General features: G+C 74.4%; 24 protein-coding genes and 2 pseudogenes. 7 read left to right on the top strand and 19 right to left on the bottom strand.

Going from position 1 to position 26,808, the window contains the following annotated elements; genetic code table 11:
• Positions 1-26 precede the first annotated feature (26 nt).
• The 5 genes from CO540_RS14525 to CO540_RS14545 are packed head-to-tail and all read left to right on the top strand — an operon-like array spanning position 27 to position 5,053.
• Complete coding sequence (locus tag CO540_RS14525; RefSeq protein WP_099162463.1) at positions 27-869, top strand: hypothetical protein; 843 nt, start codon at positions 27-29, stop codon at positions 867-869.
• On the top strand, positions 866-1,480 hold the full coding sequence (locus CO540_RS14530; RefSeq protein WP_099162464.1) for a DUF4129 domain-containing protein: 615 nt from the start codon (positions 866-868) through the stop codon (positions 1,478-1,480). Before CO540_RS14525 ends, CO540_RS14530 begins: the two co-directional genes overlap by 4 nt.
• Entirely contained in the window at positions 1,477-2,760 is a 1,284-nt protein-coding gene (locus CO540_RS14535; RefSeq protein WP_099162465.1) for a DUF4350 domain-containing protein, read from the top strand. Before CO540_RS14530 ends, CO540_RS14535 begins: the two co-directional genes overlap by 4 nt.
• A complete protein-coding gene (locus CO540_RS14540; RefSeq protein WP_091581603.1) occupies positions 2,757-3,746 on the top strand; it encodes a MoxR family ATPase in 990 nt (329 codons plus the stop codon). Before CO540_RS14535 ends, CO540_RS14540 begins: the two co-directional genes overlap by 4 nt.
• Positions 3,743-5,053, top strand: coding sequence for a DUF58 domain-containing protein (locus tag CO540_RS14545; protein ID WP_099162466.1), 1,311 nt, complete (start codon positions 3,743-3,745; stop codon positions 5,051-5,053). Before CO540_RS14540 ends, CO540_RS14545 begins: the two co-directional genes overlap by 4 nt.
• On the opposite strand, the gene CO540_RS14550 is transcribed toward CO540_RS14545, so the two are convergent.
• Positions 5,031-5,984 carry a stage II sporulation protein M gene (locus CO540_RS14550; protein ID WP_099162467.1) on the bottom strand — a complete coding sequence of 318 codons (954 nt, stop codon included), beginning with the start codon at positions 5,982-5,984 and terminating at the stop codon, positions 5,031-5,033. The genes CO540_RS14545 and CO540_RS14550 overlap by 23 nt on opposite strands.
• A gap of 23 nt (positions 5,985-6,007) precedes the next feature.
• Here CO540_RS14550 and CO540_RS14555 point away from each other — a divergent pair, with 23 nt between their 5' ends.
• Entirely contained in the window at positions 6,008-6,955 is a 948-nt protein-coding gene (locus CO540_RS14555; protein ID WP_099162468.1) for an RDD family protein, read from the top strand.
• 6 nt (positions 6,956-6,961) lie between these two features.
• Here CO540_RS14555 and efeB read toward each other — a convergent pair whose 3' ends face one another.
• The 17 genes and pseudogenes from efeB to CO540_RS14630 form a co-directional block, all read right to left on the bottom strand.
• Positions 6,962-8,284 (bottom strand): iron uptake transporter deferrochelatase/peroxidase subunit, encoded by a 1,323-nt coding sequence (efeB, locus tag CO540_RS14560; protein WP_099162469.1) that lies wholly within the window; start codon positions 8,282-8,284, stop codon positions 6,962-6,964.
• On the bottom strand, positions 8,281-9,411 hold the full coding sequence (gene efeO, locus CO540_RS14565) for an iron uptake system protein EfeO (protein ID WP_099162470.1): 1,131 nt from the start codon (positions 9,409-9,411) through the stop codon (positions 8,281-8,283). Before efeO ends, efeB begins: the two co-directional genes overlap by 4 nt.
• 30 nt (positions 9,412-9,441) lie before the next feature.
• Positions 9,442-10,380 (bottom strand): iron uptake transporter permease EfeU, encoded by a 939-nt coding sequence (efeU, locus tag CO540_RS14570; protein ID WP_099162471.1) that lies wholly within the window; start codon positions 10,378-10,380, stop codon positions 9,442-9,444.
• Between the two features lie 203 nt (positions 10,381-10,583).
• Positions 10,584-12,083, bottom strand: a complete 1,500-nt coding sequence (gene ahcY / locus CO540_RS14575) for an adenosylhomocysteinase (RefSeq protein WP_099162472.1) — start codon at positions 12,081-12,083, stop codon at positions 10,584-10,586.
• Positions 12,084-12,368: 285 nt separating this feature from the next.
• A complete protein-coding gene (gene manA / locus CO540_RS14580) occupies positions 12,369-13,526 on the bottom strand; it encodes a mannose-6-phosphate isomerase, class I (protein ID WP_099162473.1) in 1,158 nt (385 codons plus the stop codon).
• Positions 13,527-13,529: 3 nt separating this feature from the next.
• Positions 13,530-14,549: a cation diffusion facilitator family transporter gene (locus CO540_RS14585; protein WP_099162474.1), complete on the bottom strand. Its 1,020-nt coding sequence runs from the start codon at positions 14,547-14,549 to the stop codon at positions 13,530-13,532.
• Between the two features lie 28 nt (positions 14,550-14,577).
• Positions 14,578-15,774: an SIS domain-containing protein gene (locus CO540_RS14590; RefSeq protein WP_091581640.1), complete on the bottom strand. Its 1,197-nt coding sequence runs from the start codon at positions 15,772-15,774 to the stop codon at positions 14,578-14,580.
• Positions 15,771-15,977, bottom strand: coding sequence for a Trm112 family protein (locus CO540_RS14595; RefSeq protein ID WP_099162475.1), 207 nt, complete (start codon positions 15,975-15,977; stop codon positions 15,771-15,773). The genes CO540_RS14590 and CO540_RS14595 overlap by 4 nt, the downstream gene beginning before the upstream one ends.
• Before the next feature lie 182 nt (positions 15,978-16,159).
• Entirely contained in the window at positions 16,160-17,152 is a 993-nt protein-coding gene (locus CO540_RS14600) for a hypothetical protein (protein ID WP_099164768.1), read from the bottom strand.
• A gap of 113 nt (positions 17,153-17,265) precedes the next feature.
• Positions 17,266-17,888 (bottom strand): annotated as a pseudogene (gene nfi, locus CO540_RS14605) (deoxyribonuclease V).
• 56 nt (positions 17,889-17,944) lie between these two features.
• Positions 17,945-18,091, bottom strand: a complete 147-nt coding sequence (locus CO540_RS30575) for a DUF664 domain-containing protein (RefSeq protein ID WP_371682300.1) — start codon at positions 18,089-18,091, stop codon at positions 17,945-17,947.
• Positions 18,092-18,164: 73 nt separating this feature from the next.
• Positions 18,165-18,494, bottom strand: a pseudogene (locus tag CO540_RS14610) (DinB family protein); the annotation flags it as partial.
• A complete protein-coding gene (locus CO540_RS14615) occupies positions 18,491-18,940 on the bottom strand; it encodes a hypothetical protein (protein WP_099162476.1) in 450 nt (149 codons plus the stop codon). The pseudogene CO540_RS14610 and the gene CO540_RS14615, both read right to left, overlap by 4 nt.
• A complete protein-coding gene (locus CO540_RS30930; RefSeq protein WP_253866678.1) occupies positions 18,937-21,318 on the bottom strand; it encodes a toxin glutamine deamidase domain-containing protein in 2,382 nt (793 codons plus the stop codon). The genes CO540_RS14615 and CO540_RS30930 overlap by 4 nt, the downstream gene beginning before the upstream one ends.
• On the bottom strand, positions 21,306-23,234 hold the full coding sequence (locus CO540_RS30935) for a hypothetical protein (RefSeq protein WP_253865948.1): 1,929 nt from the start codon (positions 23,232-23,234) through the stop codon (positions 21,306-21,308). The genes CO540_RS30930 and CO540_RS30935 overlap by 13 nt, the downstream gene beginning before the upstream one ends.
• 18 nt (positions 23,235-23,252) lie before the next feature.
• Positions 23,253-23,609, bottom strand: coding sequence for a hypothetical protein (locus CO540_RS14625; protein WP_099162477.1), 357 nt, complete (start codon positions 23,607-23,609; stop codon positions 23,253-23,255).
• Between the two features lie 3 nt (positions 23,610-23,612).
• Positions 23,613-24,026, bottom strand: a complete 414-nt coding sequence (locus CO540_RS14630) for a YbaB/EbfC family nucleoid-associated protein (protein ID WP_099162478.1) — start codon at positions 24,024-24,026, stop codon at positions 23,613-23,615.
• Positions 24,027-24,104: 78 nt separating this feature from the next.
• Here CO540_RS14630 and CO540_RS14635 point away from each other — a divergent pair, with 78 nt between their 5' ends.
• Entirely contained in the window at positions 24,105-25,340 is a 1,236-nt protein-coding gene (locus CO540_RS14635; RefSeq protein ID WP_099162479.1) for an SUKH-3 domain-containing protein, read from the top strand.
• 6 nt (positions 25,341-25,346) lie between these two features.
• On the opposite strand, the gene CO540_RS14640 is transcribed toward CO540_RS14635, so the two are convergent.
• Positions 25,347-26,786 carry an aldehyde dehydrogenase family protein gene (locus CO540_RS14640; RefSeq protein WP_099162480.1) on the bottom strand — a complete coding sequence of 480 codons (1,440 nt, stop codon included), beginning with the start codon at positions 26,784-26,786 and terminating at the stop codon, positions 25,347-25,349.
• Positions 26,787-26,808 lie beyond the last annotated feature (22 nt).

Raw genomic sequence — 26,808 nt, forward strand, 5'->3', positions numbered from 1 at the left:
TCTACCCTGCCCGCCCAGGAGTACGCGTGCCCGACGCCGGCCCGATCGCGGTGCTCCCGCGCCGCCCGCTGACCGTCGGCGAGCTGCTCGACGCCGCCGTGCTGCTGCTGCGCGACCAGGCCCGGGTGCTGCTCCCGCTCGCCGTGGCGCTGGCCCTGGCCGAGCAGGCCCTGCTGTACCCGCTGCGGACGCTGGCCGACGTCCACCCGCCCGGCTGGTGGCCCACCGACCAGCAACGCCTCGGCTGGTACTGGCTGCTGCTCGCGGTCGGCGCCGGCACCGAGGCGGCGATCGTCGCGCTGCTGGGCAACCCGGCCGCGCGCGGCGGGGCGGCCGCGCTGCTGGGCCGTCGCCCCGGCCCGGCCGAGGTGCTCCGCGCGGCCCGTCCGGGCGCGACCCTGCTGGCGGCGGCCGCGGTCGGGCTCGCCGTCGGCGCCGCCGGGCTGGCCGGACCGGCCTGGTTCGTGGCCTACGGGCTGCTCGGTCTGGTGGTGCCGGCGCTGGTGCTGGACGGGGTGCCGGCGCACCGGGCGGCGGGGCGGGCGGTCCGGCTGGCCGGGCGGCTCGGCGGGCGCGCCGCCGGCATCCGGTTGCTCGGCTACCTCGGCTGGTGGCTGGTCCGCGTCGGCATCGGGCTGGGCGTCCCGTACGGGCTCGGTCTGCTGGGCCTGTTCGACGTGTCGGCGTGGGCGCTGCCACTGGCCGTGGCCGCCCAGGTCGCGGTGAACGCGCTCGCTTACCCGGCGCTGGCCTGCCTGGACGCGGTGCTGCACCTGGAGACCCGGATGCGCACCGAGGGGCTGGACATCCGGCTCTCCCGGGCGCCGGCCGGCGTACCCGAGCCCGTGCTGCTGGCGGCCCCGCGGTGAGCCGGTGGTGGACCGAGGCGGTCGCCGCGCTCGGTGACGTCGTCGCCCTGCCGCTGGTCGTGCTGATCCTGCTGGCCGCCGCGCTGGTGGCGGCGCTGGCCTGGTACTACTTCCCGACCTGGGTGCCCCGCCGGCTGCCCCGGCCGACAGTGCCCCGGTTCCGGCTGCCCCGGCTGCGGTGGCGGCTCCGGCTGCCCCGACTCCGCCGGGTCCGCCCGCGCCGCCGCGCCCGCCGCCGGCCGGACCTGCCGGCGGCGCGCGTGCCCACCCCCCGGGCCGCGCCACCCGCGCCGGCCGCCGACGCCGGGCTGGCCGACCGGCTGGCCGCCGAGGGCCGGTACGCCGAGGCGGTCCGGGAACGGCTGCGGGAGATGGTCCGGCTCCTGGTCACCCGACGGCTGGTGGAGCCACGGGCCGGGCTGACCGTCACCGAGCTGACCGAGGCCGCGGCCCGGGTCCGGCCGACGGTCCGGCCCACCCTGCACGCCGCCGGCACGATCTTCTCCGACCTCTGGTACGCCCAGCGCCCGGCCACCGCCAGCCACGACCACCGGATGCGCGACCTCGCCGCGGACCTGCGCCGCGAGCTGGCCGGCGAGGAGGAGCGGTGACCGACACCCGGGCCCCGGAACGCCCCACCGCCCCGCCACGCCGGCGGCACCGCCTCCTCGTCCCGCTCGGGCTGGCCGTCCTGCTGATCGTCGCCACCCTGGTGCTGCACGCGGTGGACCAACCCGACCCGGACGAGCGCGGCTTCCTCTCCCCCGTCGCCACCGGCGACGACGGCGGCAGCCGGCTCGCCGAGGCGCTGCGCGCGCAGGGGGTGCCGGTGCGCCGGGAGACCGACGTCGAGGCCGCGCTGCGCACCGCCCGCGCGGCGCCCGGCACGCTGTTCGTGCCCGCCCCGGACCTGGTCCACCCGGACACGCTCGCCGGCCTGACCGCGCTGCCCCCCGGCAGTCGGCTGGTGCTGGTCGATCCGTCCCGCCGGGTCCTGGTCGAGCTGCACGCCCCGGCCGAGCCGACCACCCGCCGCTGGGCCACCCGTGCGGTGCCGCCGGACGGCGACGACGAGACCTGCCGGCTGCCCGAGGCGCTCCGCGCCGGCACCGCCGCCGTCGACCATCAGCGGTACGCCGGGCCGGAGAGCGCCGACCGCTGCTACGGCGGCGCGCTCCTCCGGATCCCCAGCGGCACCGAGGTGGTGCTGGTGGGGGCCAGCGACCCGTTCCGCAACGACCGGATCGCCGAGTGGGGCAACGAGGACCTCGCCACCGGCCTGCTCGGCGGCGGTCGCCCGCTGGTCTGGCTGGACCTGCCCGGCCCGGCGCCGGCGCCGGCGCGGTCGCGCGTGCCCGGGGAGCGTGAGACCGGCGCGCCGCCGACCGGTGGCGGCCCCGAGCGGACCCAGCGTCCCGACCGGGCCGACCCGCCGCATCGCGACAACCCGCTCTGGGGCGCCTTCCCGCAGTGGTTCTGGGCGATCCTGGTGCAGCTCGCGGTGGCCGGACTGCTGGTGGTTCTCTGGCGGGCCCGCCGGCTCGGGCCGCCGGTGGCCGAGCCGCTGCCGGTGACCGTCCGGTCCGCCGAGACCGTGCGCGGCCGGGCCCGGCTCTACCGCCGGGCGGGCGCCCGGGACACCGTCGCCGCAACGCTGCGCCGGGCCGCCCTGGACCGCCTCATGCCCCGGCTCAACCTGCCGCCCGACACGCCGGACGACGAGGTGGCGACCCGGATCGCCACCGCCGTCGGCGGCGACCCGGAGAACGTGACCGACCTGCTGTACGGCCCCGAGCCGGGCGACGACCGGGAGCTGCTGGCGCTGAGCCGCGACCTGGACACGCTCACCCGTACCCTGGCCCCGCATCCGAGCGAAGGAGAACCCCGGTGACCGGACCCGTCATCGCCGCCGCGTCGCCCACCGCCCCGTCCGAGGCGCGGGCCGCCCTGCACCGGCTGCGCGCCGAGGTGGCCAAGGCCGTCGTCGGCCAGGACGCCGTGGTGACCGGCCTGGTGATCGCGCTGCTGTGCCGGGGGCACGTGCTGCTGGAGGGCGTGCCGGGCGTGGCCAAGACGCTGCTGGTGCGCACCCTGGCCACCGCGCTCGACCTGGACTCCAAGCGGGTGCAGTTCACCCCCGACCTGATGCCCGGCGACGTCACCGGCTCGCTGATCTTCGACCCGCGTACCGCCGCGTTCACGTTCCGGGAGGGGCCGGTCTTCACCAACCTGCTCCTCGCCGACGAGATCAACCGCACCCCGCCCAAGACGCAGTCGGCGCTGCTGGAGGTGATGGAGGAGCGGCAGGTCTCGGTCGAGGGCGGGCGCCGCCCGCTGCCCGAGCCGTTCATCGTGGCGGCGACCCAGAACCCGGTCGAGTACGAGGGCACCTACCCGCTGCCCGAGGCGCAACTCGACCGCTTCCTGCTCAAGCTGACCGTGCCGCTGCCGGAACGGGACGAGGAACTGGGCGTGCTGCGCGCGCACCACGCCGGCTTCGACCCGCGCGACCTGCGTGCGGCCGGCGTACGCCCGGTTGCCGGCGCGGCCGACCTGGCCGCCGCCCGGGCGGAGGCGCACGCCGTGCACGTGGCCGAGCCGGTCCTCGGCTACATCGTGGACCTCTGCCGCGCCACCCGGGTCGCCCCGGCCCTGGAGCTGGGCGCCTCGCCCCGGGGCGCCACCGCGCTGCTCGCCACCGCGAAGGCGTGGTCCTGGCTGGCCGGACGGGACCACGTCACGCCGGACGACGTGAAGGCGGTGGCCCGGCCCACGCTGCGGCACCGGCTGCGCCCGCGCCCGGAGGTGGAGCTGGAGGGCGTCACCGTGGATGCCGTGCTGGACTCGGTGCTGGCCACCGTGCCGACCCCGCGATGACCTGGCGGGCGGGTCTGCTGCTCGCCGCGGGCGCGGCGACGCTGCCGGTCTGGCCGGCCCCGTTCCTCGGCGTCGCCGTGCTGACCGCGGCGGTGCTGCTGCTGGTCGCCGTCGACCGGCTCCTCGCGGCCCCGCCGCACGCCCTCACCGTGACCCGCACCGGCGACCGGACCGTCCGGCTCGGCGGCACCGCCACGGTCACCCTGCACCTGACCAACCCCACCGACGCGGCGGTGCACGCCCAGGTACGCGACGCGTGGGTGCCCTCCGCCGGGGCGCGGCCCGAGCTGTCCCCGGGCCGGGTCCTCACCGTCGCGCCGGGCGCCACGGCCACGTTGCCGGTCCGCCTCACCCCGACCCGGCGCGGCGACCGGCCGGCGGTGGCGCTGACCGTACGCTCACTCGGGCCGATGCGCCTGGGCTTCCGGCAGCGCGCCGAACGTCCCGCCACGCCACCGTGGACGCTGCGGGTGCTGCCCCGGTTCGACTCCCGCAAGCACCTGCCGGAGAAGCTGGCCCGGCTCCGGATCATCGACGGCGTCCAGGTGACCCGGGGGCGCGGGCACGGCACCGAGTTCGACACCCTGCGCGAGTACGCCGTCGGCGACGACGTGCGGTCGATCGACTGGCGGGCCAGCGCCCGCCGCGCCGACGTGCTCGTCCGCACCTGGCGACCGGAGCGCGACCGGCGGCTGGTCTGCGTGCTGGACACCGGCCGCACCTCGGCGGTCCGGCTCGGCGACGAGCCCCGGCTGGACACCGCGATCGACGCGGCGCTGCTGCTGACCGCGCTGGCCGCCCGGGCCGGCGACCGGGTGGACCTGCTCGCCGTGGACACCGCGGTGCGCGCCCGGGTGACCGGCAGCGGCCGACCGGCGCTGCTCCCCCGGCTGGTCGAGGCGATGGCGCCGCTCCAGCCGGCGCTGGTCGAGACCGACTTCGAGCTGATCGCCGCGGAGGTGCTGCGCCGGGAACGGCAGCGCAGCCTGGTGGTGCTCTTCACCGCGCTGGACGCGGGGGCGCTGCGGGAGGGACTGCTCCCGGTGCTGCCCCGGCTGGCCGCCCGGCACCGGGTGGTGCTGGCGGCCACCCACGACCCGGTGCTGACCGGGCTCACCACGGCCACCCCGACCGGCCCGGACGACCCGTACACGGCCGCTGCGGCCTGGCGCGCGCTCGCCGAACGGGACCGGGTGCGCGCCGCCCTGTCCCGGCACGGGGTGACCGTTGTGGACGTGGCCGCCGACCGGCTCGCCCCCACCGTCGCCGACACCTACCTGCGGCTCAAGTCCCTCGGCCAGCTCTGACCGCCCGCCGCCCCAGCACCAGCGCGTACGCCAGGAACGCCGCCCACACCGCGGCGCCGACCGCCACCCGGACCGGCATCGGCAGCGGCGCCGGGGTGACGAACGCCTCCAGCAGCGCGGAGACGGCGAAGAGCCCGACCAGCCCGGCGGCGACCACGATGGCGGCCCGGCCCGCCTCGGCGACCGCCCGGCCGCGCCCGAGGTGCGCGGGCGGGGCGATCCAGGCCCAGGCGGTCCGCAGCCCGACCCCGGCGGCGACGTAGATGCCGGTCAGCTCCACCAACCCGTGCGGTGTGATCATCCCGAAGAAGACGTCCGCCCGGCCGTAGGCGACCATCACACCGCCCACCACGCCGATGTTCAGCGCGTTCTGCCACAGCAGCCAGAACACCGGCACCACCAGCACGCCGGCGGCCAGGCACTGGGCGGCCAGCCAGGCGTTGTGCGTCCACAGGTGGAACGCGAACGTCGGCGCGGCGAACTCGGTGTAGTAGCCGGCGAAGCCGGAGTCGACGAGCTGCCGGGCCGACTCGGCGCCGACGAACGCGGCGGCGGTGTCCGGGTGGCCGGCGACGAACCAGATGAGGAAGACGGTCAGCGCGCTGAACCCGGTGGCGACGCCGCACCACCAGGGCCAGGCCCGGTAGAGCGCGGCCGGCAGGTCGGCCAGCAGGAACCGGCGCAGCGCCGCCCAGGAGGGCCGGGGGCGGCCGGTGATCCGGGCGCGGGCCGCGAGGACCAGGTGGGACAGGCGCCCCACCAGCGCCGGCTCGGGGGCCCGGCTGCGGACCGCGGAGAGGTGGGTGGCGGTGCGCTGGTAGAGCCCGACCAGCTCGTCGACCTCGGCGGCGTCCAGGCGACGCCGGCCGGTCAACTGCTCCAGCCGCCGCCACTCGGCGCCGTGCTCCGCCACGTACGCGTCGAGATCCACTCGTCCTCCCCCGTGAGGCGTCCATGGTGTTCACTGTCGGGGTGCGCGCGCAACCTCCCCCACCGCCCCGGTGGGCCGACGCCGGTCTGGTCAGCGGCGAGGCGGTGGAGCTGGACGTCCGGGTGGCCCGGCTGGGCTCGCGGGTGCTCGCCCTGCTGATCGACCTGGTCGTCCAGGTCGGCCTCGCGCTGGTGCTCGGTGCGGCGCTGTCGCTGCTGGTGCTCACCCTCCCCCGGGACGTGGTGGACGCCGCCCTGGCCGGCGGGCTCCAGGTCGTGCTCGTGGTGCTGGTGCTGGTCGGCTATCCGGTGGTGATGGAGCGGTTCGTCGGCGGCCGGACGGTGGGCAAGCTGGCGGTGGGCCTGCGGGTGGTCCGCGCCGACGGCGGCCCGGTCGGGGTGGGACAGTCGCTGACCCGGGCCCTGGTCGGGGTCGCGGTGGAGTGGCCCGGCCTGGTGCTGCCGTTGCTGAGCTGGGCGGCGAGCGTGACGGTGATGCTCACCGACCCGCGCGGCCGGCGACTGGGTGACCTGGTGGCCGGCACGCTGGTGGTGCACACCCGGGCCACCGGGGTGTGGCGGCCGTTGCCGCCGGCCGCGCCGCCGCTGATCGGCTGGGCGGGCACGCTCGACCTGACCCGGGTGGACGACGCGCTGGCGCTGGCCGTCCGGCAGTACCTGGACCGGCTGCACCAGCTCGCCGCGCCGGACCGGGTCCGGCTGGGCCGGGAGCTGTGGGCGGAGGTCGCCGCGGTGACGTCGCCGCCGCCGCCGTGGGCCGCGCCGGAGTGGGCGTACCTGACCGCCGTGCTGGCCGAGCGGGCGCGCCGGTCGGCGTACCGGCTGGGTCGCGCCCGCGCGGTGACCGCGACGCTCTGGCCGGAGCTGGCCCCGGCACCGGCCACGCCGCCTCCGGCCGCACTGCGGCGCGCCGCCCCGGAACCCGCCGGGCCCTCTCCGGTACGCCGCTGAGCCGGCTCAGGAGAACAGCGCGCGCCCCCACCAGTCGGCCGCGTCGCGCACGCCCGGCGGGCAGGCGAACAGGCCGCTGGAGACGTGCCGCAGGTATTCGTTCATCGCGTCGTTGCGGGCCAGCCGGGTCTGGATCGGCACGAACTGCTTGCGCGGGTCCCGCTGGTAGGCGATGAAGAACAGCCCGGCGTCGAGCCGGCCCAGCCCGTCGGAGCCGTCCACGAAGTTGTAGCCGCGCCGCAGCAGCCGGGCGCCGTCGTTCTGGTCGGGGTGGGCGAGCCGCACGTGGGCGTTCTCCGCGATGACCGGTTGACCGTCGTCGCCCTTCGCGGCGAAGTCCGGCTCGTCGAACTCGTCGCGCTTGCCCAGCGGCGCGCCGCTGCCCTTGGTCCGGCCGGTGATCATCTCCTGCTCGGCCAGCGGGCTGCGGTCCCAGGTCTCGATCAGCATCCGGATCTTGCGGGTGACCAGGTAGGACCCGCCGGCCATCCAGTCCGGGCCGTCGCCGGGCTGCACCCAGAGCTGCTCGCGCAGCAGGCCGGCGTCCTCGGCCTTGAGGTTGGCGGTGCCGTCCTTGAACCCGAACAGGTTGCGCGGCGTCGCCTGGTCCCGTGAGGTCGACGAGGTTCGCCCGAAGCCGAGCTGCGACCAGCGGACGCTGACCACGCCCATGCCGATCCGGGCCAGGTTGCGGATGGCGTGCACCGCCACCTGCGGATCGTTGGCGCAGGCCTGGACGCAGATGTCGCCGCCGGACAGCTCCGGCTTGAGCGCGTCACCGGCGAAGTGCGGCAGCTCGGCCAGCGCGGCGGGCCGCCGGTCGGCGATGCCGAACCGGTCCCGGCCCTGGGCGTCCCGGAACAGTGACGCGCCGAAGCCGACGGTGACGGTCAGCTGGGACGGGGGCAACCCGAGCGCCTCGCCGGTGTCGTCGGGCGGGGCCTCCGGCATGCCACCGACGGCGCCGATCAGCCCGGCGTCCTTGCCGGCGGTCATCCGGGCCGCGGCGGCGGTCCACTCCTGGAGCATCGCGACCAACCGGTCCCGGTCCTTGGTGACCACGTCGAACGCGACGAAGTGCAGCCGGTCCTGCGCCGGGGTGGTGATCCCGGCCTGGTGCTCGCCCTGGAACGGGACCGCCCCGGCCGCCGTCTCGGTGGCCGACGCCCGGTCGCCACCGGCGAGCAGCGCGCCGGCGCCGGCGGCCGCACCGGCGACGCCGGCCACCCCGACACCGGCCAGGGTCATCGCCCGTCGACGGGAGACCCCCCGAGCGGCCTGCTGGCTGTTCGGCTCGCGCGTCGCGTCGCCACCGGTCGGCGTGGTCATCGGGCGACGGCCGCCGCGACCTTGCTGACCGGCTCGGCCAGCGCGTTGATGCTGTCCGACAGCTCCTTCAGCTCCGCCTTGCTGAGCTGGGTGTGCAGCTTCCACCCGTCGCCGGCGCGGTGCTTGCCGAGCGCCGCCTCGACGTTGGCGAACTCGCTGTCGAGCTGCTTGACCAGGTCGGGCGCGCGCTGCTCCAGGGCGGGGCGGAGCGCGGCGACGGCCGCCTTCGAGCCCTCCAGGTTGGCGTTGAAGTCCCACAGGTCGGTGTGCGAGTAGCGCTCCTCCTCGCCGGTGATCTTGCCGCTGGCGACCTCGTCGAGGAGGGCCTTGGCGCCGTTGGCGAGCTGGAGCGGGGTGAGCTTCTCGGCGTTGGCCCTGGCCACGATCGCCTTGACGTCGACCAGGAGCTGGTCGGCGATCGGGCCGTCCTTGCTCACGTCACCGCTGGTCCAGAGGTCCTTCTCGATCCGGTGGAAGCCGGTGAACTCCATACCCTCCTCGACGACCTCCTCGCGGCCGTCGATCTTCGGGTCGAGGTCGCCGAAGCTCTCCGCCACCGGTTCGATCCGCTCCCAGTAGGTGCGGGCCACCGGGTAGAGCGCCTTCGCCTTCGCCACGTCGTTGGCCTTGACCGCGGCCACGAACTCCTCGGTCTTCGTCAGCAGCGCGGCGGTCTGGCTCTGCACGTAGCGCTGGTAGCTGGCGGTGGCCTGGGTCAGCGCGGCGTCGGGGGCGACGCTCGCGGCGGTGCCGCTGACCTTCAGCGCGCCCCGGATGCCCCGGCCGCTCATGCCCGGTTTGCAGGCGGTCTCGTACGTGCCGGCGGGCAGTTCGACCCGCAGCTCGCGGCTGAGCCCCGGCGCGATGTTCTCCACCTCGCCCATGACCCGGTCACCCGCGGCGTAGACGTAGAACTCGTTGACCTTGGAGCCGGTGTTGGTCACCTTGAACGTCACCTGGCCGGCGTCGATCTCCGTGCTGGCGACCTCGCAGGCGGTGTCGGTGGCCTTGACCGCGATCGGCCCACCGGCCGTGGCGTCGGTGTCGTCACCGCCGCCGCAGCCGGCCAGTCCGGCGACGGCGAGCAGCCCGGCGGCGGCGGGCGCGACGAATCGAGTGGTACGCATCGGTGCGGGGTCTCCTCGGAAACGGGCCGGTCAGGCGCGCGGGGACGGAACGGCGGCGTCGGCCGGCGCGGGCTCGGCCGGGGTCGCGGCGGGCTCGGCCGGCTCGACGGGCTGAGCCGGCTGGGTGGGCCGCACGGGCTGGGCGGCCGGCTTCGGCGGCTGGGTGGGCTTGCGCAGGAAGAGCACGAGAACCGGCACGGCGTACGCCACCCAGGCGACCAGTTCCAGCACGGTCGGCGCGGCGGTGATGTTGAACATGCCGGCGAGCAGCGCGCCGTACCAGGCGTTCGGGTCCAGCGTGGCGGAGATGTCGAAGGCCTGGTCGTTCAGGCCGGGCAGCACGCCGGCCTCCTGGAAGTCGTGCACGCCGTACTTGAGGATGCCGGCGGCGACCAGGATCAGCAGCGCGCCGGTCCAGGTGAAGAACCGGCTCAGGTTGATCTTCAGGGCGCTGCGGTAGAGCCCGAAGCCGATCACCACGGCGGTGACGATGCCGCCGATCAGGGCGAGCAGCGAGCCGGCGCCGGTGCCGCCGGCCACGCTCTCGGCGGCGGCGTAGAAGATCAGCGCGGTCTCCAGGCCTTCCCGGACCACCGCGAGGAACGCCATGCCGGCCACCGCCAGCGATCCGACGGCCAGCGCCTCGGTCAGCTTGCCGCGCAGCTCACCGGCGATCGAGCGGGCGGCCTTGCGCATCCAGAAGATCATCCAGGTCACGAAGACCACGGCCGCGACCGAGGTGACCGCCTCGAAGAACTCCCGCGACTCGGAGGTGCGCAGCAGCGAGGTGGAGGTGTACTGGATCAGCGAGCCGAAGACGACGGAGAGCGCCACGGCCGCGCCGACACCGGCCCAGACCTGGGGCAGACGGTCACGCCGCTGCGACTTCACCAGGAAGGCGACCAGGATGCTGACCACCAGGGTCGCTTCCAGGCCCTCCCGCAGGCCGATCAGGTACGTGGCGAACATCGGTTACTCCGTAGTCGGTCAGGCATGCCTCAGTTAACTTAGGGCAGCCATACCTTCCTCCTGATCCAGGGGTGACGTCAAGTTGTTCAGGACAACGTCACCCCGGTCGACCGATGCCCGACACCCGCCGGACCACCTGCGTACGCGAAAGGGACCGGGACGGCCGCGCGACGGCCGACCCCGGTCCCCTCCGGGAGTGGGACTCAGTAGCGGTAGTGGTCCGACTTGAACGGGCCCTCCGGCGAGACGCCCAGGTAGGAGGCCTGCTCCTTGGTGAGCGTGGTCAGCTTGGCGCCGAGCGCGTCCAGGTGCAGCCGGGCGACCTTCTCGTCCAGGTGCTTGGGGAGCACGTAGACACCGATCGGGTATTCGTCGGTCTTGGTGAACAGCTCGATCTGGGCGATCGTCTGGTTGGCGAACGAGTTCGACATCACGAAGCTCGGGTGGCCGGTGGCGTTGCCCAGGTTCAGCAGGCGGCCCTCGGAGAGCACGATGATCGCGTGGCCGTCGTCGAAGCGCCACACGTCGACCTGCGGCTTGATGTTCTCCCGGGTGACGTCGCTGCGCTTCGCCAGGCCGGCCATGTCGATCTCGTTGTCGAAGTGGCCGATGTTGCCGACGATGGCCTGGTGCTTCATCCGGGCCATGTGCTCGTTGGTGATGACGTCGAAGCAACCGGTCGCGGTGATGAAGATGTCCGCCTGCTCGACCACGTCGTCCAGCGTGGCGACCTGGTAGCCGTCCATCGCCGCCTGGAGCGCGCAGATCGGGTCGACCTCGGTCACCACGACGCGGGCGCCCTGGCCACGCAGCGACTCGGCACAGCCCTTGCCCACGTCGCCGTAGCCCATGACCACGGCCATCTTGCCGCCGATCAGCACGTCGGTGGCGCGGTTGATGCCGTCGATGAGCGAGTGGCGGCAGCCGTACTTGTTGTCGAACTTGCTCTTGGTCACCGAGTCGTTGACGTTGATCGCCGGGAAGAGCAGCGTGCCGGCGCGGTGCATCTCGTAGAGCCGGTGCACACCGGTGGTGGTCTCCTCGGTGACGCCCTTGATGCCGGCGGCGATCCGGGTCCAGCGCTGGTTGTCCTCGCCGAGCGAGCGGTGCAGCAGCTCGAGGATGACGGCGTACTCCTCGGAGTCGGCGGACTCGACCGGCGGCACGACACCGGCCTTCTCGAACTCGGCGCCCTTGTGCACGAGCAGGGTGGCGTCGCCACCGTCGTCGAGGATCATGTTCGGGCCCTGCCCGTCCGGCCAGGCGAGCACCTGCTCGGTGCACCACCAGTATTCCGGCAGGGTCTCGCCCTTCCAGGCGTAGACCGGCACGCCGGCCGGCGCCTCGGGGGTGCCCTCGGGGCCGACCACGATCGCCGCGGCGGCGTGGTCCTGGGTGGAGAAGATGTTGCAGGACGCCCACCGGACCTGCGCGCCGAGCGCGACCAGGGTCTCGATCAGGACGGCGGTCTGGACGGTCATGTGCAGCGAGCCGGTGATGCGGGCGCCGGCGAGCGGCTGGGCGTCGGCGAACTCGCGCCGGATCGCCATCAGGCCGGGCATCTCGTGCTCCGCGAGCCGGATCTCCTTACGCCCGAACGCGGCGAGCGACAGATCCGCCACCTTGTAGTCGCCCTCGGCGAGGGTGCTCGGCCGGGCGCCGGACGACGAGCCGCTGGTGGCCGCCGGAAGGGTGCTGGTCATGGAAGCTCCTGTCGAAGGAAGTGCTGCGCAGCCTTCCACCTTACGCGCGTGGGCCCGCTCACCCGGTGCCGGTTGGCGCACGGGGACGGCGGGCGGGCGGCGGACAGCGCACGGGGCGGTCGGTCGTGAGCGGACTTTCCGCCCACGGCCCGGCCGCCCCGTGCATCCCCCCGGTTTGGTTCCCCGCGCGTCCCCGGACCTTCGTCGCGACAACGCTGCGTACCCATAGAGTCACACTGAGCAACAGCCCCGTCAAGCGTTTCGGGAAAGTCGGACTTGCTCCAGTCAGCGCAGGCCGCAGGTGGCCACGAACGCCTCGCCGTCCCCGCCGAGCGCCAACGGGCCGCCCGCGGCCGTACCGACCGCCGCCTGGCCCGCGCCGAGCGTCACCACACCGACCCCGTCATCCACGGTCAGCTTGCCGGACCGGCAGAGCACCACCCGGGGGCCGGGCAGCGTCAGCCGCACCCCCGGCGACCCGGCGGCCACCTCCACCCGGTGCAGGGCGAAATCCTCCACCGGCACCGGCCAGGTCAGCACGCCGGGCGCGACCGGCTCCGGCCGCACCACCGGGTCGGCCAGCACCTCGAACCGCAGCACCCGCACCAGCTCGTCCACGTCGACCCGCTTGGGGGTCAGCCCGCCGCGCAGCACGTTGTCGCTGGCCGCCATGATCTCCACACCGGTGCCGCGCAGGTAGGCGTGCAGGTTGCCGGCCGGCATCCAGATCGCCTGGCCCGGCGCCAGCCGGACGTGGTGCAGCAGCAACGCCACCACCACGCCCGGGTCGGCCGGATAGCCGACGGCCAGCGCCCGCACCAGCGCCGCGTCCGGCGAGGTCGAGCCGGCGGCCGCCGCCGACACGGCCGCCACCAGCCCGGCGCGCTCCGCGTCCGGCCAGCTCAGCAGCGCGCGTACGGCCTCCCGCAGGCCCGCCGGCCCGGTGCGCAGCGCGGCCGCCACCGGCTCCAGCGCGGGTACGCCGAACGCGGCGATCGCCGCCGCCGACTCGGCCGGGTCACGGAAGCCACAGAGCGCCTCGAACTCCGAGAGCGCGACCAGCAGCTCCGGCTTGTGGTAGGGGTCGACGTAGTTGACCCCTACCACGTCGGCCGCGTGCCCGGCCCGCGCCTGCTCGGCATCCGGATGGGCCTGCAGGCTCAGCGGCGCGTCCGCGGCCAGCACCTTCAACAGGAACGGCAGCCGGGTGCCGAACCGGCCGACCAGCCGCTCACCGAGCCAGTGCCCCGGCTCGGCGACCAGTAGCTCGGTCAGGCTGACCGGACGGCCGTCCCGGTCCACCGTGGCCGGGGCGCCCGGGTGGGCGCCCAGCCACAGCTCGGCCTCCGGCCCGTCGCTCGGCACCGGTCGCCCCTGCAACGCGGCGATCGCGGTCCGCGAGCCCCAGGCGTAGTCCCGGATCCGCCCCTGCAACAACTCCATCGGTCAGCCCCCGGAACGCCCGGCCACCTCGTCGGCCGCCGGCGCGTCGGTGGTCGCGGCCTCCGGCACGGCCGTGTCGGCCGCCTGCCCGGTGCCCGCCCGCTCCGCCGCGGCGCTGTAGATGTCGGGCTCCAGGTAGATCACCCGGGCGATCGGCACCTCGCGGCGGATCCGCGCCTCGACCGCGTTGATGCCCCGGGCCAGCTCCTCGGCGCTCTCGCAGGCCGGCACGGCGATCTTCGCGGCCACCATCAGCTCCTCCGGGCCGAGGTAGAGCGTTTTCATGTGGATGATCCGCTCGACCTCCGGGCCACCGGTGACGGCCTGCTCGATCTTGGCCAGCTCGCTGCGCTCGGCACCCTCACCGAGCAACAGGCTCTTGGTCTCGATCGCGAGCGTGATCGCGATGATCACCAGCAGCACGCCGATCATCGCGGTGCCGGCGGCGTCCCACATGCCGTTGCCGGTGATCAACGTCATGCCGACGCCGAACAGCGCGAAGACCAGACCGACCAGGGCGCCGAAGTCCTCCAGGAGGACCACCGGCAGCTCCGGGGCCTTGGCCCGGCGGATGAACCGGACCCAGGTCTGCTTGCCCCGGACCAGGTTGGACTCCTTGATCGCGGTGCGGAAGGAGAAGCCCTCCATGACGATCGCGGCCAGCAGCACCACCACCGGCACCCACTGCCACTCCGTGATCGCGTGCGGGTCGGAGGCCTTGTGGTAGGCCTCGTAGAGCGCGAACAGGCCACCGAGGCTGAACAGCACGATCGCCACGATGAACGCGTAGATGTAGCGCTCCCGGCCGTAACCGAACGGGTGCTGCGGCGTGGCCTCCCGCTTGGCCCGCCGACCGCCGATCAGCAGCAGACCCTGGTTGCCGGAGTCGGCCACCGAGTGGATCGACTCGGCCAGCATCGACGACGAGCCGGTCAGCAGGAACGCGATGAACTTGGTGACGGCGATGCCGAGGTTCGCCGCCAGGGCGGCGACGATCGCCTTCGTGCCCCCGTTTGCGCTCATTCCCCGCCTCGCTCGATGCCGCACGTGCTCACTGGTTTGCCAGCTCCTTCATTTCCGTGACGGCCGGTACGGCCATCGGGTCCAGCCCGTGTGCCAGGGCGAGGTAGATCGAGGCGAAGTCGGGAACCGCGACCAGCGAGGCGAGCCGCTCCAGGGCGGAGCCGCCCTCGGCGGTGACCACGTCGCAGCGCACCCCGCGCCGCTCGGCGAGCGTCTGCACCGCGTCCGCCCGGCGCTCCTCCACCGCCAGCGGCTCGTCGGTGTCGTCGTCGGCGTTGAGCCCGCCGTCGCGCAGCAGCACCAACCGCAGCCGGGTGCCGTCGGGGTCGTCGTCGCCCGGGTCGGCGAAGATGTCCCGCTCGCCCTCGGCCAGCCCACCGAAGACACCGTCGAGCAGGCCCACCCGACCCCGGCCGGCCTCGCCCAGCGCGCCGGTGACCACCGGATAGCGGGCGTTGGCGGACAGCGTGTCACCGAACCGGCGGGCGGCCACGGTGGCCAGCGGGGACGAGCCCCAGACGATCGGGATCGACCCGGACAGGCCCAGCGCCAGCGACTTCGCCGGGTTGACGAAGGACTCGGCGGTCGGCCGGCACCGGTCGGCGTCGGCGTCCAGCCGGGCCGCCGTCTCGGCCAGGTCCGCCTCGTTGACCTTCACGAGCCCGAGCGTACGGGCGGCGAGCAGGACCGGCACGGTGAGCGCCCAGAGGCTGGCCCGGGCCGGGGCGCGCCGGGGCACCGGGATGAACGGCGCCCGGGCCCGCTCGGCCACCGACTGGAGTTGCGAGTCCGGCGCGCCGACGGCGACCAGCCGGGCCCCGCGCCGGTGCGCCGCCTCGGCCGCGCCCAACGCCTCGGGGCTGCGGCCGGACGCGCTCACCGCGATGACCACGTCCGCCGCGCCCACCCAGCCGGGCACGCCGGCACTGCGGTGCGGAATGACCGGCACCGGGCAGCGCGGACCGGCCACGGTCGCCAGCACGTCCCCGGTGCGCCCGGCGGTGCCGATGCCGGCGATGACCACCGCGCGGGGGCGGCCGTCGTCGGCGAGCACGGACAGGTTCGCCTCGGCCGCCAGCGCCGCCGACTCCCGCACCTGGGCGCCCGCCGAGGCGGTGAACCGCAGCATCCCGCCCGGATCGCGCTCGGACAGCAGCGCCGGATCGTCCAGCAGGGCCTCGTCCGCGTGCCGGTGCCCGCTGACCCCGGCCGTACCCTCCATCACCGCGACGACCCGCCACGCGCGTCGTCGGCGGCGGGACCGCCGCGCGCCTCGTCCAGGAGCAGCACCGGGACGTCGTCGCGCACCGCGAAGACGCGGCCGCACTCGGTGCAGGTGAGCGTCTGCGCCTGCGCGTCGTAGTCGAGCGGGGCGTGGTGCGTGTCCGGGCAGGCGAGGATCTCGAGCAACTGCGGGTCCAGGGCCACGGCGCGGCTCCTTCCACGTATGTGGTCTCACCGGTCGGCGGTGCCGTCCGGCGCACGCGATCTTATCGGCGAACCGGCCCCGGCACCGGGCCCCGTTCGGCACCCGACGACCGGCCCCGCGACCGGGTCACGCCACCATCACTCTTCGTCACGGTAACCCCGGGGACCCGTCGGGTTCCGGCTCAGTCCGGCATGCGGGGCAACACGCTGGTGGCGTCCGCGCCCCCGGGGGCCGGCGGGGCGGGAGCGGGGGACACGTCCCCGGCCGCCGGAGAGGTGGGGGCGGCAGCCGTCGGCGCCCCGTACACGTTGCCGGCCGGCCGGGGCGGCGTCGCGCCGCCGTACACCGTCGGGGCGGGCCCCGGCGTCCCGGAGCGGTAGGTGGTGCTGCTGCGCGGCAGTGGAACCGGCGGATGGTCGGCCGCCGGCACGGCGTCCGACCGGTCCGCGCGGCTGCGCCGCACCAGCAGGACGATCAGCGCGGCGCCGACGAGCACCAGCCCGATGCCGAACCACATGATCATGGAACCTCCGAAGGACGAGTCGTCGGCCGCCGCGGCGGGGTCGACGGCGGCGACGACCGGCGACGTGCTCGCCGTCTCGGCCGGCGTGGTCACTGCCGCGCTGGGCTTGGGGGTCGGCGAGGGCTTGCGGGAAGGGCTCGCGCTCGGCGTGGGCTGCGCGCCCACCAGCCGGGCCGACCGGCCGGCCCGGCCGAGCACCTGGCCGTTCGCCGCGCTCGCCTCGCCGGCCAGCTCCAGCCGCCCACCGACGGCGCCGTCCGCGAAGGCCACCCGGTAACGCACCGTGGCGCCCTTGCCCTTGCACAGCGGCCGGTCGACCGCCGCCACCTGGGCGGTGGCCACCGCGCCCCCGCCGCCGGAGACCGGCACCGGCGTCCACCGGCGACCGACCGCCACCTCCACCCGGACCTGGTCCGCGCGCAGGCCCTCGACCCGCAACCCGAGCGCGGTACGGAGCATGACGCAGCCCTCGGTCCGCTTCCGCACCTCGATCGCCACCACGCCCGGCGACCCACCGGCGGTGAAGCTGGCCGCCGAGCGCAGCCCCACCCGGTCACCCTCCGCCAGGGCCGGGGAAGCCGCGGCGGCCACCAGGCCACCCAGCAACGCGCCGACCGTGGCCCAGCGCGCCGCGTGCCGCCTCACCGACATCTCCACCTCACCGTTTCCGTCCCGGACGGGATCCGCCGGTGAGGTTACTACCCGGCCACCCGGGCACCCGCCCATCGAGCGCTCCACATGTGTGCCGCGACACGCCGCCACGGTCAGCCCCGGTCGCCACCCGCCGCGAGCGCCCGGCGGCAGAGCTGGTCCGCCGTCCGGGTCGTCTCCGGAAGCCGGTACCGGGGCGTCAGGGCCAGTACCCGCTCCACCGCGTTCTCCAACCCCATCCGGTGCCCGACGCTGACGAAGACCGGCCTGGTCCCGTCCCGCGTCCGCAGCACCCGCCCGACCACCTCGTCGCGGTCGCGCAGCGGCGACCACTCCCCCGCCGCGGCCCCGGCCCGGTCCAGGTGCCGACCAGCGAGGTCTTCCCGACCCCGATCGCCGGCAACCCGGTCACCAGACCCAGATGGCAGGCCAACCCGAACCGGCGCGGGTGCGCCACCCCGTGTCCGTCGCAGACCAGCAGTTCGGGGCGGACGGTGAGCCGGTCCAGCGCCGCCAGCAACGCCGGCATCTCGCGGAAGGCGAACAACCCCGGCACGTACGGGAACGCCGGCCGTCCCACGGCCACCGCCTCGTCCACCACGACGAGGCTGGTCGCGTCCAGGACCGTGACGGCCGCCGCGAGCCGGTCGCCGCTGGTCGCGTACGCGACGTCCAGGCCGGCGACCGTCGCGGGCGCGGCCGGGCCGGGCCCGACCAGGTCCACCCGGGACCGCAACTCCTCCTGTACGCGGCGCGCCTCCGCCTCGTCGGCCGGAGGCCGGTAGGGCACCGTCACGACCGCTGCGCACCGGGCTCGGTCCGCCGCGACGTCCGAGCCCGGCCCGGACGTCCGTCGATCCGCTCGCGGAGCAGGTCGGCGTGCCCGTTGTGCCGGGCGTACTCCCCGATCGCGTGCACCAACACCTCCCGCAACGTCACGATCCGGTCCCCCCCGGTGACCCCTCACCTCCAGGTTCGGCGCGGCGGCCACGTACCGCTCGGCGAACGCGACCTCGGCCCGCCACGCCGCCCAGGCCTCCTCGACCACGGCCGACTCGGCGACGGCGCCGGTGAAGGGCTCGTCCGGGTCGCCCGTGGGCCAGATCCGCGCCACGTCCTTGCCGGCCAGCGTGCGGCGGAACCAGTGCCGCTCCAGCTCGGCGAGGTGCCGGACCAGACCGGGCAGCGACATCGTCGACGGTGGCACCGAGCGGCGGGCGAGCTGTTCCGGGGCGAGCCCGGCGCAGGCGAGTTCCAGGGTGCGGCGCTGGTGCTCCAGGTGGGTGACGAGCAGGCTCCGCTCCCCTTCGCGGGAACCGTCGGAGCGGAGGTGATCCGTCACGTCTCAGGAGCTGTCGAGGCGATGGTCGGGTCGGCGGCGGGGTCGCCGGCCTGTTGAAGCTGCTCCTCGAACATCACGAAGGTCCGACGCCGGATTCCCTTGATCAGCGCCTGCTCCTGCGTCGTCGGATAGCGGCGTTCCTCCTGGATCGTGTCCTCCAGCGCGAGGGCCGTCCGGTAGAGCGCGAAGATCGGAGTTTCGCCATGGAGATAGCGACCGCGCTCCTGCTCGGTGAGCTGTACGAACTCGTCACGCGAGATCTCATAGACCTCGTCGCCACCCAAGAAGAGCAACTTGTCGATGAGGTCGTTCGCTTCGCGCCACCCTCCCGTGTCCTTGCTCAGCCGCCAACTGGCGACACCACCCTCGGCGGTGGGCACGAGCTTCACTGGTGACTCGTAGTAATTGAAGAACTTCGGCAACTGCAAGCCGCTCAACGGCCTCATCGCGGTGGCACCTTCCCCGCACTCTCCTGCACCCTGAGCCAATAGGCGTCTTGTACCCGTCGAAGCAGGCCGTCCCGAATCGCTAGCTCCGTGCGCGTCATGGACCTGCCTTGACTTTCGGAGACGGCCTCCAGATCGCGCCTCACCTCGTACAGCGCATGCTCCCACTCCGCCACCTCGTCCAGCGCGGTGAGGTGCAGGCGGATCTCCGCTGTGTGGCCGTTCGACATCCGCAGGTTCAACAGTATGTCTCGATAACCGCTGACCTGCGGCTCAAGAAACCGATCCTTGATGTGCAGAATCACCACTCGTGGGTCCCCAGTCAGACGCCCGAGGGCCCGGTAGACACCATCGAGCGTGTCGAACTGAACCTTTGCCCCGGCAAGATCCTTGAGCTGTGCTGCGTCGTATTCGTACTCGACCAACTTGTCAAACACACGCTCTCTGCTCTTGGGTTGGTTCCTCCAAGCTGGCCGCCCTTGGTCATCCGCCAGCCCCACCGCGAGCGCATTGAGTTCCCGCTGGGCGACCGCTGCATCCTGATAGAGCTGGTCAACATAGGCGCTCCGATACGCCTCGTCATGACGTCGCGCTTGATCAAAGCCGAGCTGCAACCTCGACTGCCCACGAGCTGCGATCGACTTGGAGAGCTGCCGTTGCGCTGCGGTCACCGGCGTCGGCAGAGGCGTCAGCGGTTCATGCGCGATGACCGCTTCGGCGCCCCGCACGTCGATCTCCTGCAAGACCTCGCCGAGCACGTCGATGGCCTGCTGGTGGCTTGCCAGGTGATGCAGGGTCACCGGGCGGGCGGTCAGGGAGTTCGCGAGTTCTGGTGTCGCCAGGATCATCCGGACCAGGTCGGGCCGCTCCGCGAGCTGCCGCACCAGCGTCTCGGCCAGCAACTCCTCCCGCCGCGGCGGCGCCTCCCAACTCTGGTCGAGCATCCGCTGCACGCGCGGGTCCGCGAACAGCCGCTTCAGGTCGGCGGCCGCGCTCTCCTCCAACCCCGGCACCAGCCGTCGTAGCGTCGGCCCGTCGGCGTGCTGGGCCAACTCCAACGGCGTCACCCCGACCGCGAACGCGTCGTCCAGGCTGCCGCTCGTCGCCAGCGCGTCCCGGACGTAGATCCCGGCGGCGAAGCGGGCCGCGTGTGCCTCCCGGTGTGCCCGACGGATGTCAGCCGGATCCGGCTCGATCGGTGGCGCGCTGCCGGGCGGCGAGGTGTCGGTCGGTCGGTGGAAGGTGGTGGACTCGCCGAGCAGGTGGACCCGGTTGAAGTCCGGCGGGTTTCCGCCGTCGGACGGCGGTGGGTCCGGCGGGCGTGGCGGCGCCGGCCGGGGCGAGGGCTCGGGCAGGACGTTGAAGGTGCCGGGCGGCCGGCCGGCGAGCGGCATCGGACGGCCGTCCGGGCCGAGCACCAGCGCGTCGACGCCGACCACGTTGCCGGCGAACGGCGTACCGCCGTGCCGGTAGAGCGGTTGGTCGGCCACCGCGCCCGTCTGCGGGTCCAGGTAGAGGACCGTGCCGTTCTGGTTCAGCGCCACCCAGGCGTGCGAGCCGCCACCCTCGAAGCTGGTGATGAGGACCGCGTAGCTGCCGTGGCCCCCCGCCGCCAACTGCGCGTGCAGGTCCCGGTAGCCGCCTTCGACCAGCGTCCGCCGGGCCGCCCCGGTGACGCCTGGCCGACCGGGTGGGGTCAGGTTCTGGAAGCGTCCCCCGGTCGTCTCCTCGACCCGTAACGGGCCGTCCACCTCGCCGCCCACCGGGCGGCGGACGTCTCCCGCCAGGTAGCCGTCGAACGTACGCGGAGCGGCGACCCGCGGCCGGCCGTGCACCCAGGTGTCGTAGAACGAGAGCGTGCAGTCGAGGCAGTTGATCCCGCGCGTGGCGTCCGCGCTCGGCCCGCCGTCGTTCGCCAACCGGAACCATCCCCCACGTCGGGGGTCGGCGGTGCGCACCACGCTGCCGTCCGGGTTGCGCGGCATCTGCCGTTCGAGATCGGTCTGGTGCAGGGCGAGCGGGGGCCGGAGGCCACCACGAATGCCGTAGGGACGGGACTGGTCGACCGAAGGAGGATGGCGGTTGCCGGTGAGCGCGGAGTGGTCGGGCGTCTCCACCGCACCGAGGGCCAGGTCGGCCACGTCGTCGTTGATCCGGTAGAAGTCGAGGTCGTCCTCGACCATCACCCGCTCCGGCAGGCGTTGGCCGGCGCGCACCGCCTCGGCCTCGTCGACCGCCCGGTAGTGCAGGCGTTCCCGCAGGCGGCCCTCCCGCACATGCTGATCGGCAAGGTGATGCTGACCAGCCAGGCGAAGCTCGTGTCCACGGGCCAGGAGCCAGCGCGCCGCCTCATAGTGCTGCTCGGCTAGGTCCCGCAACTCCTTGATTTGCGCGTGGCGCCTGTTCTCCTCGTGCAGGGTCCGCTGCGATTGCAGGTAGCCCTGGTAACGCCGCCGGTCCAGGCCCTCGCGGTCGGCCGCCAGGCGCGCGGCCCGCTGCTGGGAAGTCTCCCGATGCGGGGGTGTGCGTCGAACGGACCCGGGCCCGGCATCGGGGAATCGGCGGTGGGACGCGGTGGCGCCAACGACTCGAGCAACGGGAAGCGGGGATTCGGCACCGGCCGGGGGTCCGGCCCGGCACCGGGCGTGGCCGGGTGCGGCCCGACCTGCGGGTGAACCGGTGGGGCCGGCAACGAACCGGGGTGTCCGCCGCCAACTCCCGGGGCCGGACGGTCCAGCGCCGACGGTGCGGCCGGGTGCGCGGGGTCCGCCGCCGCCGGCGGCAGTGAGGACAGCGTCGTCGGCGCCGCCGCCGCGTGCACCGGCGCAGCGGTGGACGGACCACTCACGTCGACCGCCGCTGGAGGCGGGCCGGTTCGCAGCTCGGTCGGAGCGGTGACCGGCGTGCCGGCGGCGGGTACCTCCACCGCGACCGAGGAGAGCATCGGACTCGTCGCGACGGCCGGGTGCGCCGAGTCGCTGGTCAGGACGCCTGGTGACGGGTGGTCGGCCGGATGAGACGGCGGCCGGGCGGTCACGTCCGGTGCCGGGCCCGCCGGTTCGGCCGACACGACCGCCTCGGCGTCCGCGACGGTCAGAGCCCGGGACGGCGGGGCGTCGGCCATGGGCGGCGTCACCGCCTGCGGGTTCGTCCGTTGGTGGCTGACCGCCTGATCGGCACCCCAACCCGACGGGGACGGTTCGGGTGTCCGCTGGCTCGGCACCAGCCCCACCGGGTCGGGTGGCGGTGGCACGTCGAAGCCCACGGGTGGCGCCGTGAGTCCGCCCAGCTTCGCGTCGAGCCGGTGGTGCAGCGCAGTGTCGGCCTGCCCGGTGGCCGAGCCGGTCGCCCCGGAGGCGGCGGCGCGTGCCAGGTCCTCCAAGGACGGCCCGTGGCCGGTGGCAAGGCCTGCGGCGGTCTCCGCGAGGCTCTCCCCGGCCATCTCCCGCCCGAAGCGCTCCCCGATCTCGGCGAACCGACCGCCGGCGTGCCGCCCCAGACCGGCCAGGGGCGCGGCGGCGCCGCCGGCGAAGCCGCCGAGCCCCGACGTGCCCACGTCGGCGAGGTCCAGGCCGTCGCGGCGGCCGGTGGAGTTCTGGTACGCCTGGGTCGCGAGGCTGGTGCTCGCCTCCTGCCCCGCCTCCACGAGACCGCCGAGCACCGCCCGCCGCGCGAGGCCCTTGGCGCCGCTCTTCGCGACCTCCTTGGCGGCCCGTTCACCCGCCTCCTTCAGGCCCTCCCGGACCGCCTTGCGGGCCAGATCGGCCACCAGTCGCCTGAAGATCTGCTGCACGGCCATCCGGGTGGCCGTGATCGCGGCACCGGCCGCCGGTGACGCGGCGCCCGCGGTGAGGACGGTGACGACCGCCAGGGACAGCAGCTCCACGACCAGGATGCCCAGCTCGATCCAGGCTTCCAGCTTCGCGCCCTCGATGTCGCAGCCGCAGGAGTCGACCAGCCGACCCAGCTCGTCGGTGGCCGACACCAGGACGTGCAGCGGGGCGTCCTCGCCCCCGGCCACCTTGTGCCAGGCCGTGTCGAACGCCTGCGCCACCAGGCCGACGCCGCCGTAACCGCTTCTCACCTCGCCGGCGGCGGTGGTGGCGTCGTCACGCGGCCCGGCGAGGACGCCGGCCACGCCGTACCACTGGTCGGCCAGGTCCCAGACGGCGCGCTCGTCGCCTTCCGGCCATTCGACGCCGACCACCCAGTCGAGCGCCTCGTAGATCCAGCCGGGCACGTCCCAGGGGCAGTAGTCGAGCGGGTGCGGGATCGGGCTGGGCAGCATGCTCACGCGCGGATCCTCCGGTGGTCAGCGCCAGGGCAGGTGCGGGTCGTGCCTCTGGTGCGGAATCTTGCCGAGGTCACGGGCATTGCTCAGGTCTGTCTCCACGGTGGCGGCGACCGAGCGCACCACGTCCGACCCGATCCCTTCGAGTGACCGGCCGAGAAGCTCCCAGGCACGCAGCAGCGTCTCGGCGTAGCGCTGGTAGTGCTTGTCGAAGGCGGCGCCGATGTCGTCCCGCCCCCACGGCCGTTGCCCACTCGCCGCGGCGATCGGGTCGCCGGTCTCCCGGCGGGCCCCGGCCACGGCCTTGCCGGCGAGGCTCAGGTCGGCGCCACCGCGACGGGCCCGGTCCGGGTCCAGCCAGATCTCTCCCCCGGCCACCGGTCAGTCCCCACGCGACAGCACGGTGTCGGCCCGGCCGAGCAGCGCACCGAAGTCGTGGGTGTGGAGGAACTCGACCGACGGCGAACCGGGCGGCAGGTAGCCGGCGACCAGCTCGCGGGTGGCGCTGGTCGCGGACGTGGACGCCCGCAGCACCGTTTCAGTGATCTTGCGGCTCAGGGCCCGGGCGTCCCGGTCGTGGAACACCGCGGGGCTCACCTCGACGCTGATCAGTTCGCCTCGCGCCCCCACCACCGCGGTGACCTGACCGTCGTCGGAGCGTTCGGTCACCCGCAACTCGGCCAGTTTGGACTGAAGTTCCTCCAGACCGGACCGGAGTCGCTGGTATTGGCCGTACACCTCGTCGAAGCGCGTGCGCAGCGCACGGTTCGCATCCCGGTCCGCACTCTCAGTCACCGCCGAATCCCTTCCGTCACCGTGGGTAGGGCCGACCATACCGGGTGCCACGAAATCCGTGGGGTCCGGTAATTTCAGGTGGTGATCGAGCGACAGCAGGCCGAGCAGATCGCCTCCGTGTGGGCCCGGCGTGACTCCGACCGCCTGGGTTTCCCCTGCACTCCGGTGGTCGAGGAGTTCGACCTGGGTTACGTCGTGCTCTCCACCGTGTCCACCGACGCCCGGGCCCTGCCCGGCGACCTGCCGACCACGGTCATCGACAAGGAGACCGGCGAGGTGTCCACCTGGCCCCGGATCCCGGCGGTCGCGGTCGAGCAGATGTACCGGCAACGCCGGCCGGCCGAGCCCCGCGCTCCCCGCACCGTCGACCCGGCCGCGCAACTGCTCCGCGAACTGGTCCGGCTGCCCACACCGGGGGCGGCGGCGCACCTCACGCTGGACGGCCGGCTGCACGTCGCGCAGGGCGCGAAGGGCGACGTCGAGCTGCGGCACCATCCGCTCGTGCGGGCCTACCTGGACGAGCTGCCCCCGGGCCACCTGGTGCGCGGCGGGGAGCGGCACGCCGAGATGATCGTCGTCTCCGACGCGCTGCACGACCACGACCACCGCCGCGCCGCCGACGGGCTTCCGCCTCTGACCATCGAGGAGGCCCGCGAGCTTCTCGGCACCGGCCGGATCGAGTTCTACCGCAGCCGCGAGCCGGGTGACCCCACTGGTGGTCGCGCCGATCTGCCCTGCGACTCCTGCGTCCGGTTTCTGGTGCGATTCGCGGTCCTACCCTGGTCCGACCTCGCGTTCGTCGAGGAGTGGCGCCCGGAGCCGCAGGAGCACATCGCCCCGGGGCGGTTCCCGGACGAGGTGGCGGATGCCCTCCTCGACGGCGGGTGGCAGATCAGCATGTTCAACGAGGCCCTCGCCATGGGTGCGATCGCGGAGACCGCGGAAGTCGCGGGTCAGCGCCACCGCCACGAGGCCTTCCGGGCCGCCCAGGAGGCGCTCACCGCGTTCCCGGCCGTCCTCAGCCGACGGCGGGGGCCCGGCGAAGAGGCGTGGATCGGCCGGTTCACGACAAATCCGCTGCGTGCCGCCCACACCGCCGACACCCTCGCCGACTTCGGCGCGGTCCTCGGCGCCCGCCTCTTCCCCCTCGGCAGCGAACGCCAGGAGAGCATCCTCGCCGTCGACGAGCACGGCCGGGTCTTCGCCCTGGACCAGGCCGGCGAGTGGTTCCTCGGCGCGGACGTCGACGCCGCTCTCACCACCCTGCTGCTCGGCCGCGCCGCCCCCCGGGTGCGCGACGACGGCACCTGGTGACCGGTCCTACAACTCGACCCCGGTGAGCACCGTGACGCGCTGCTCGGTGTAGTCCTCCATGGCGCTGCGCAGCCCCTCCCGCCCGACCCCGGAGCCCTTCACGCCCCCGTACGGCATCTGGTCGGCCCGGTAGGACGGCACGTCTCCGACGATCACGCCGCCGACCTCCAGCGTCCGGGCGGCGGTGAACGCCACGTCCATCCGGTGGGTGAACACGCCGGCCTGCAGCCCGTACACGGAGTCGTTGACCGCGGCGAACGCGGCCCGGTCGTCAGCGACCGGGGTGACCACCAGCACCGGCCCGAACACCTCCTCGGCGCAGACCTTCGCGTCGGCGGGCACGCCGCTGAGCACGGTCGGCGGATAGGTGGCACCGTCGCGCCGGCCGCCCACCTCGATGGTGGCCCCGGCTGTGACCGCCTCGTCCACCCACGCCTCGACGCGCTGCGCCGCCTCGACGGACACCAGCGGGCCGACGTCGGTCGCCTCGGCGCGGGGGTCGCCGGTGCGCAACTCCTCGACGGCGGCGACGAGCCGGGGCAGGAACCCGTCGTAGAGCCATTCGTGCACGTAGACGCGCTGCACCGCGATGCACGACTGCCCGGCCTGGTAGTTGGAGAACGTGGCGATCCGGTGGGCGGCGAAGGTCAGGTCCTCGTCCGCCGACCAGTCCTCGCAGATGACCGCGGCGGCGTTGCCACCCAGTTCCAGGGTGACGTGCTTGTCCGGGGCGGCGCGGCGGATCGCGGCGCCGACCGGCCCGGAGCCGGTGAACGAGACCACTGGCAGCCGGGGGTCGGCGACCAGGTCGGCGGCGCGCTCGTTGGGCAGCGGCAGCACCGAGAACATGCCCTCGGGCAGGTCGGTCTCGGCCAGGATCTCGCCGAGCAGCAACGCGGTGAGCGGGGTGGCCGGGGCCGGTTTGACGACGATCGGGGCGCCGACGGCGAGCGCCGGGGCGACCTTGTGGGCGACCAAATTGAGCGGGAAGTTGAACGGGGTGATGCCGAGCACCGGTCCGCGCGGCGCGCGCCGGATCAGGGCGATCCGCCCGGTGGCGGCGGGGTCGGTGTCGAGGCGTTGCAGCTCGCCGGAGAAGCGTCGGGCCTCCTCGGCGGCCCAGCGGAACGTGGAGATCGCGCGCCCCACCTCCGCCTTCGCCCACTTGACCGGCTTGCCGTTCTCGGCGGTGATCAGCGCGGCGATCTCGTCGGCCCGTTCGGCGAGCCGGCGGGACACGTGGTCCAGGGCGGCGGCGCGGGCGTGCGCGGGCAGGGCCGCGGCCTGCGCGGCGACCCGGGCGGCGCCCGCGACGGCGGCCTCGACCTGGTTGGCCGTGGCGAGCGTGGTACGGCCCACCGGCTGCCCGTCGTACGGGTGGGTGACGGTCAACTCCTGCTCGCCGTGGGCGGGGCGGCCGGCGACATAGAAGGCTCTCGGCTCCACGCTCGGCAGCGTAGACCACGGA

The sequence above is a fragment of the Micromonospora sp. WMMA2032 genome (assembly GCF_002688545.1).
Taxonomy (GTDB): Bacteria; Actinomycetota; Actinomycetes; order Mycobacteriales; family Micromonosporaceae; genus Micromonospora; species Micromonospora sediminicola.

What these genes read in the sequence shown, in the direction of transcription:
- CO540_RS14545 (WP_099162466.1), top strand. Translation starts at nt 3,743, where the DNA reads ATGACCTGGCGGGCGGGTCTGCTGCTCGCCGCGGGCGCGGCGACGCTG.
- CO540_RS14555 (WP_099162468.1), top strand. Translation starts at nt 6,008, where the DNA reads ATGGTGTTCACTGTCGGGGTGCGCGCGCAACCTCCCCCACCGCCCCGG.
- efeB (WP_099162469.1), bottom strand. Translation starts at nt 8,284, where the DNA reads ATGACCACGCCGACCGGTGGCGACGCGACGCGCGAGCCGAACAGCCAG.
- efeO (WP_099162470.1), bottom strand. Translation starts at nt 9,411, where the DNA reads ATGCGTACCACTCGATTCGTCGCGCCCGCCGCCGCCGGGCTGCTCGCC.
- efeU (WP_099162471.1), bottom strand. Translation starts at nt 10,380, where the DNA reads ATGTTCGCCACGTACCTGATCGGCCTGCGGGAGGGCCTGGAAGCGACC.
- ahcY (WP_099162472.1), bottom strand. Translation starts at nt 12,083, where the DNA reads ATGACCAGCACCCTTCCGGCGGCCACCAGCGGCTCGTCGTCCGGCGCC.
- manA (WP_099162473.1), bottom strand. Translation starts at nt 13,526, where the DNA reads ATGGAGTTGTTGCAGGGGCGGATCCGGGACTACGCCTGGGGCTCGCGG.
- CO540_RS14585 (WP_099162474.1), bottom strand. Translation starts at nt 14,549, where the DNA reads ATGAGCGCAAACGGGGGCACGAAGGCGATCGTCGCCGCCCTGGCGGCG.
- CO540_RS14600 (WP_099164768.1), bottom strand. Translation starts at nt 17,152, where the DNA reads ATGTCGGTGAGGCGGCACGCGGCGCGCTGGGCCACGGTCGGCGCGTTG.
- CO540_RS14615 (WP_099162476.1), bottom strand. Translation starts at nt 18,940, where the DNA reads ATGAGGCCGTTGAGCGGCTTGCAGTTGCCGAAGTTCTTCAATTACTAC.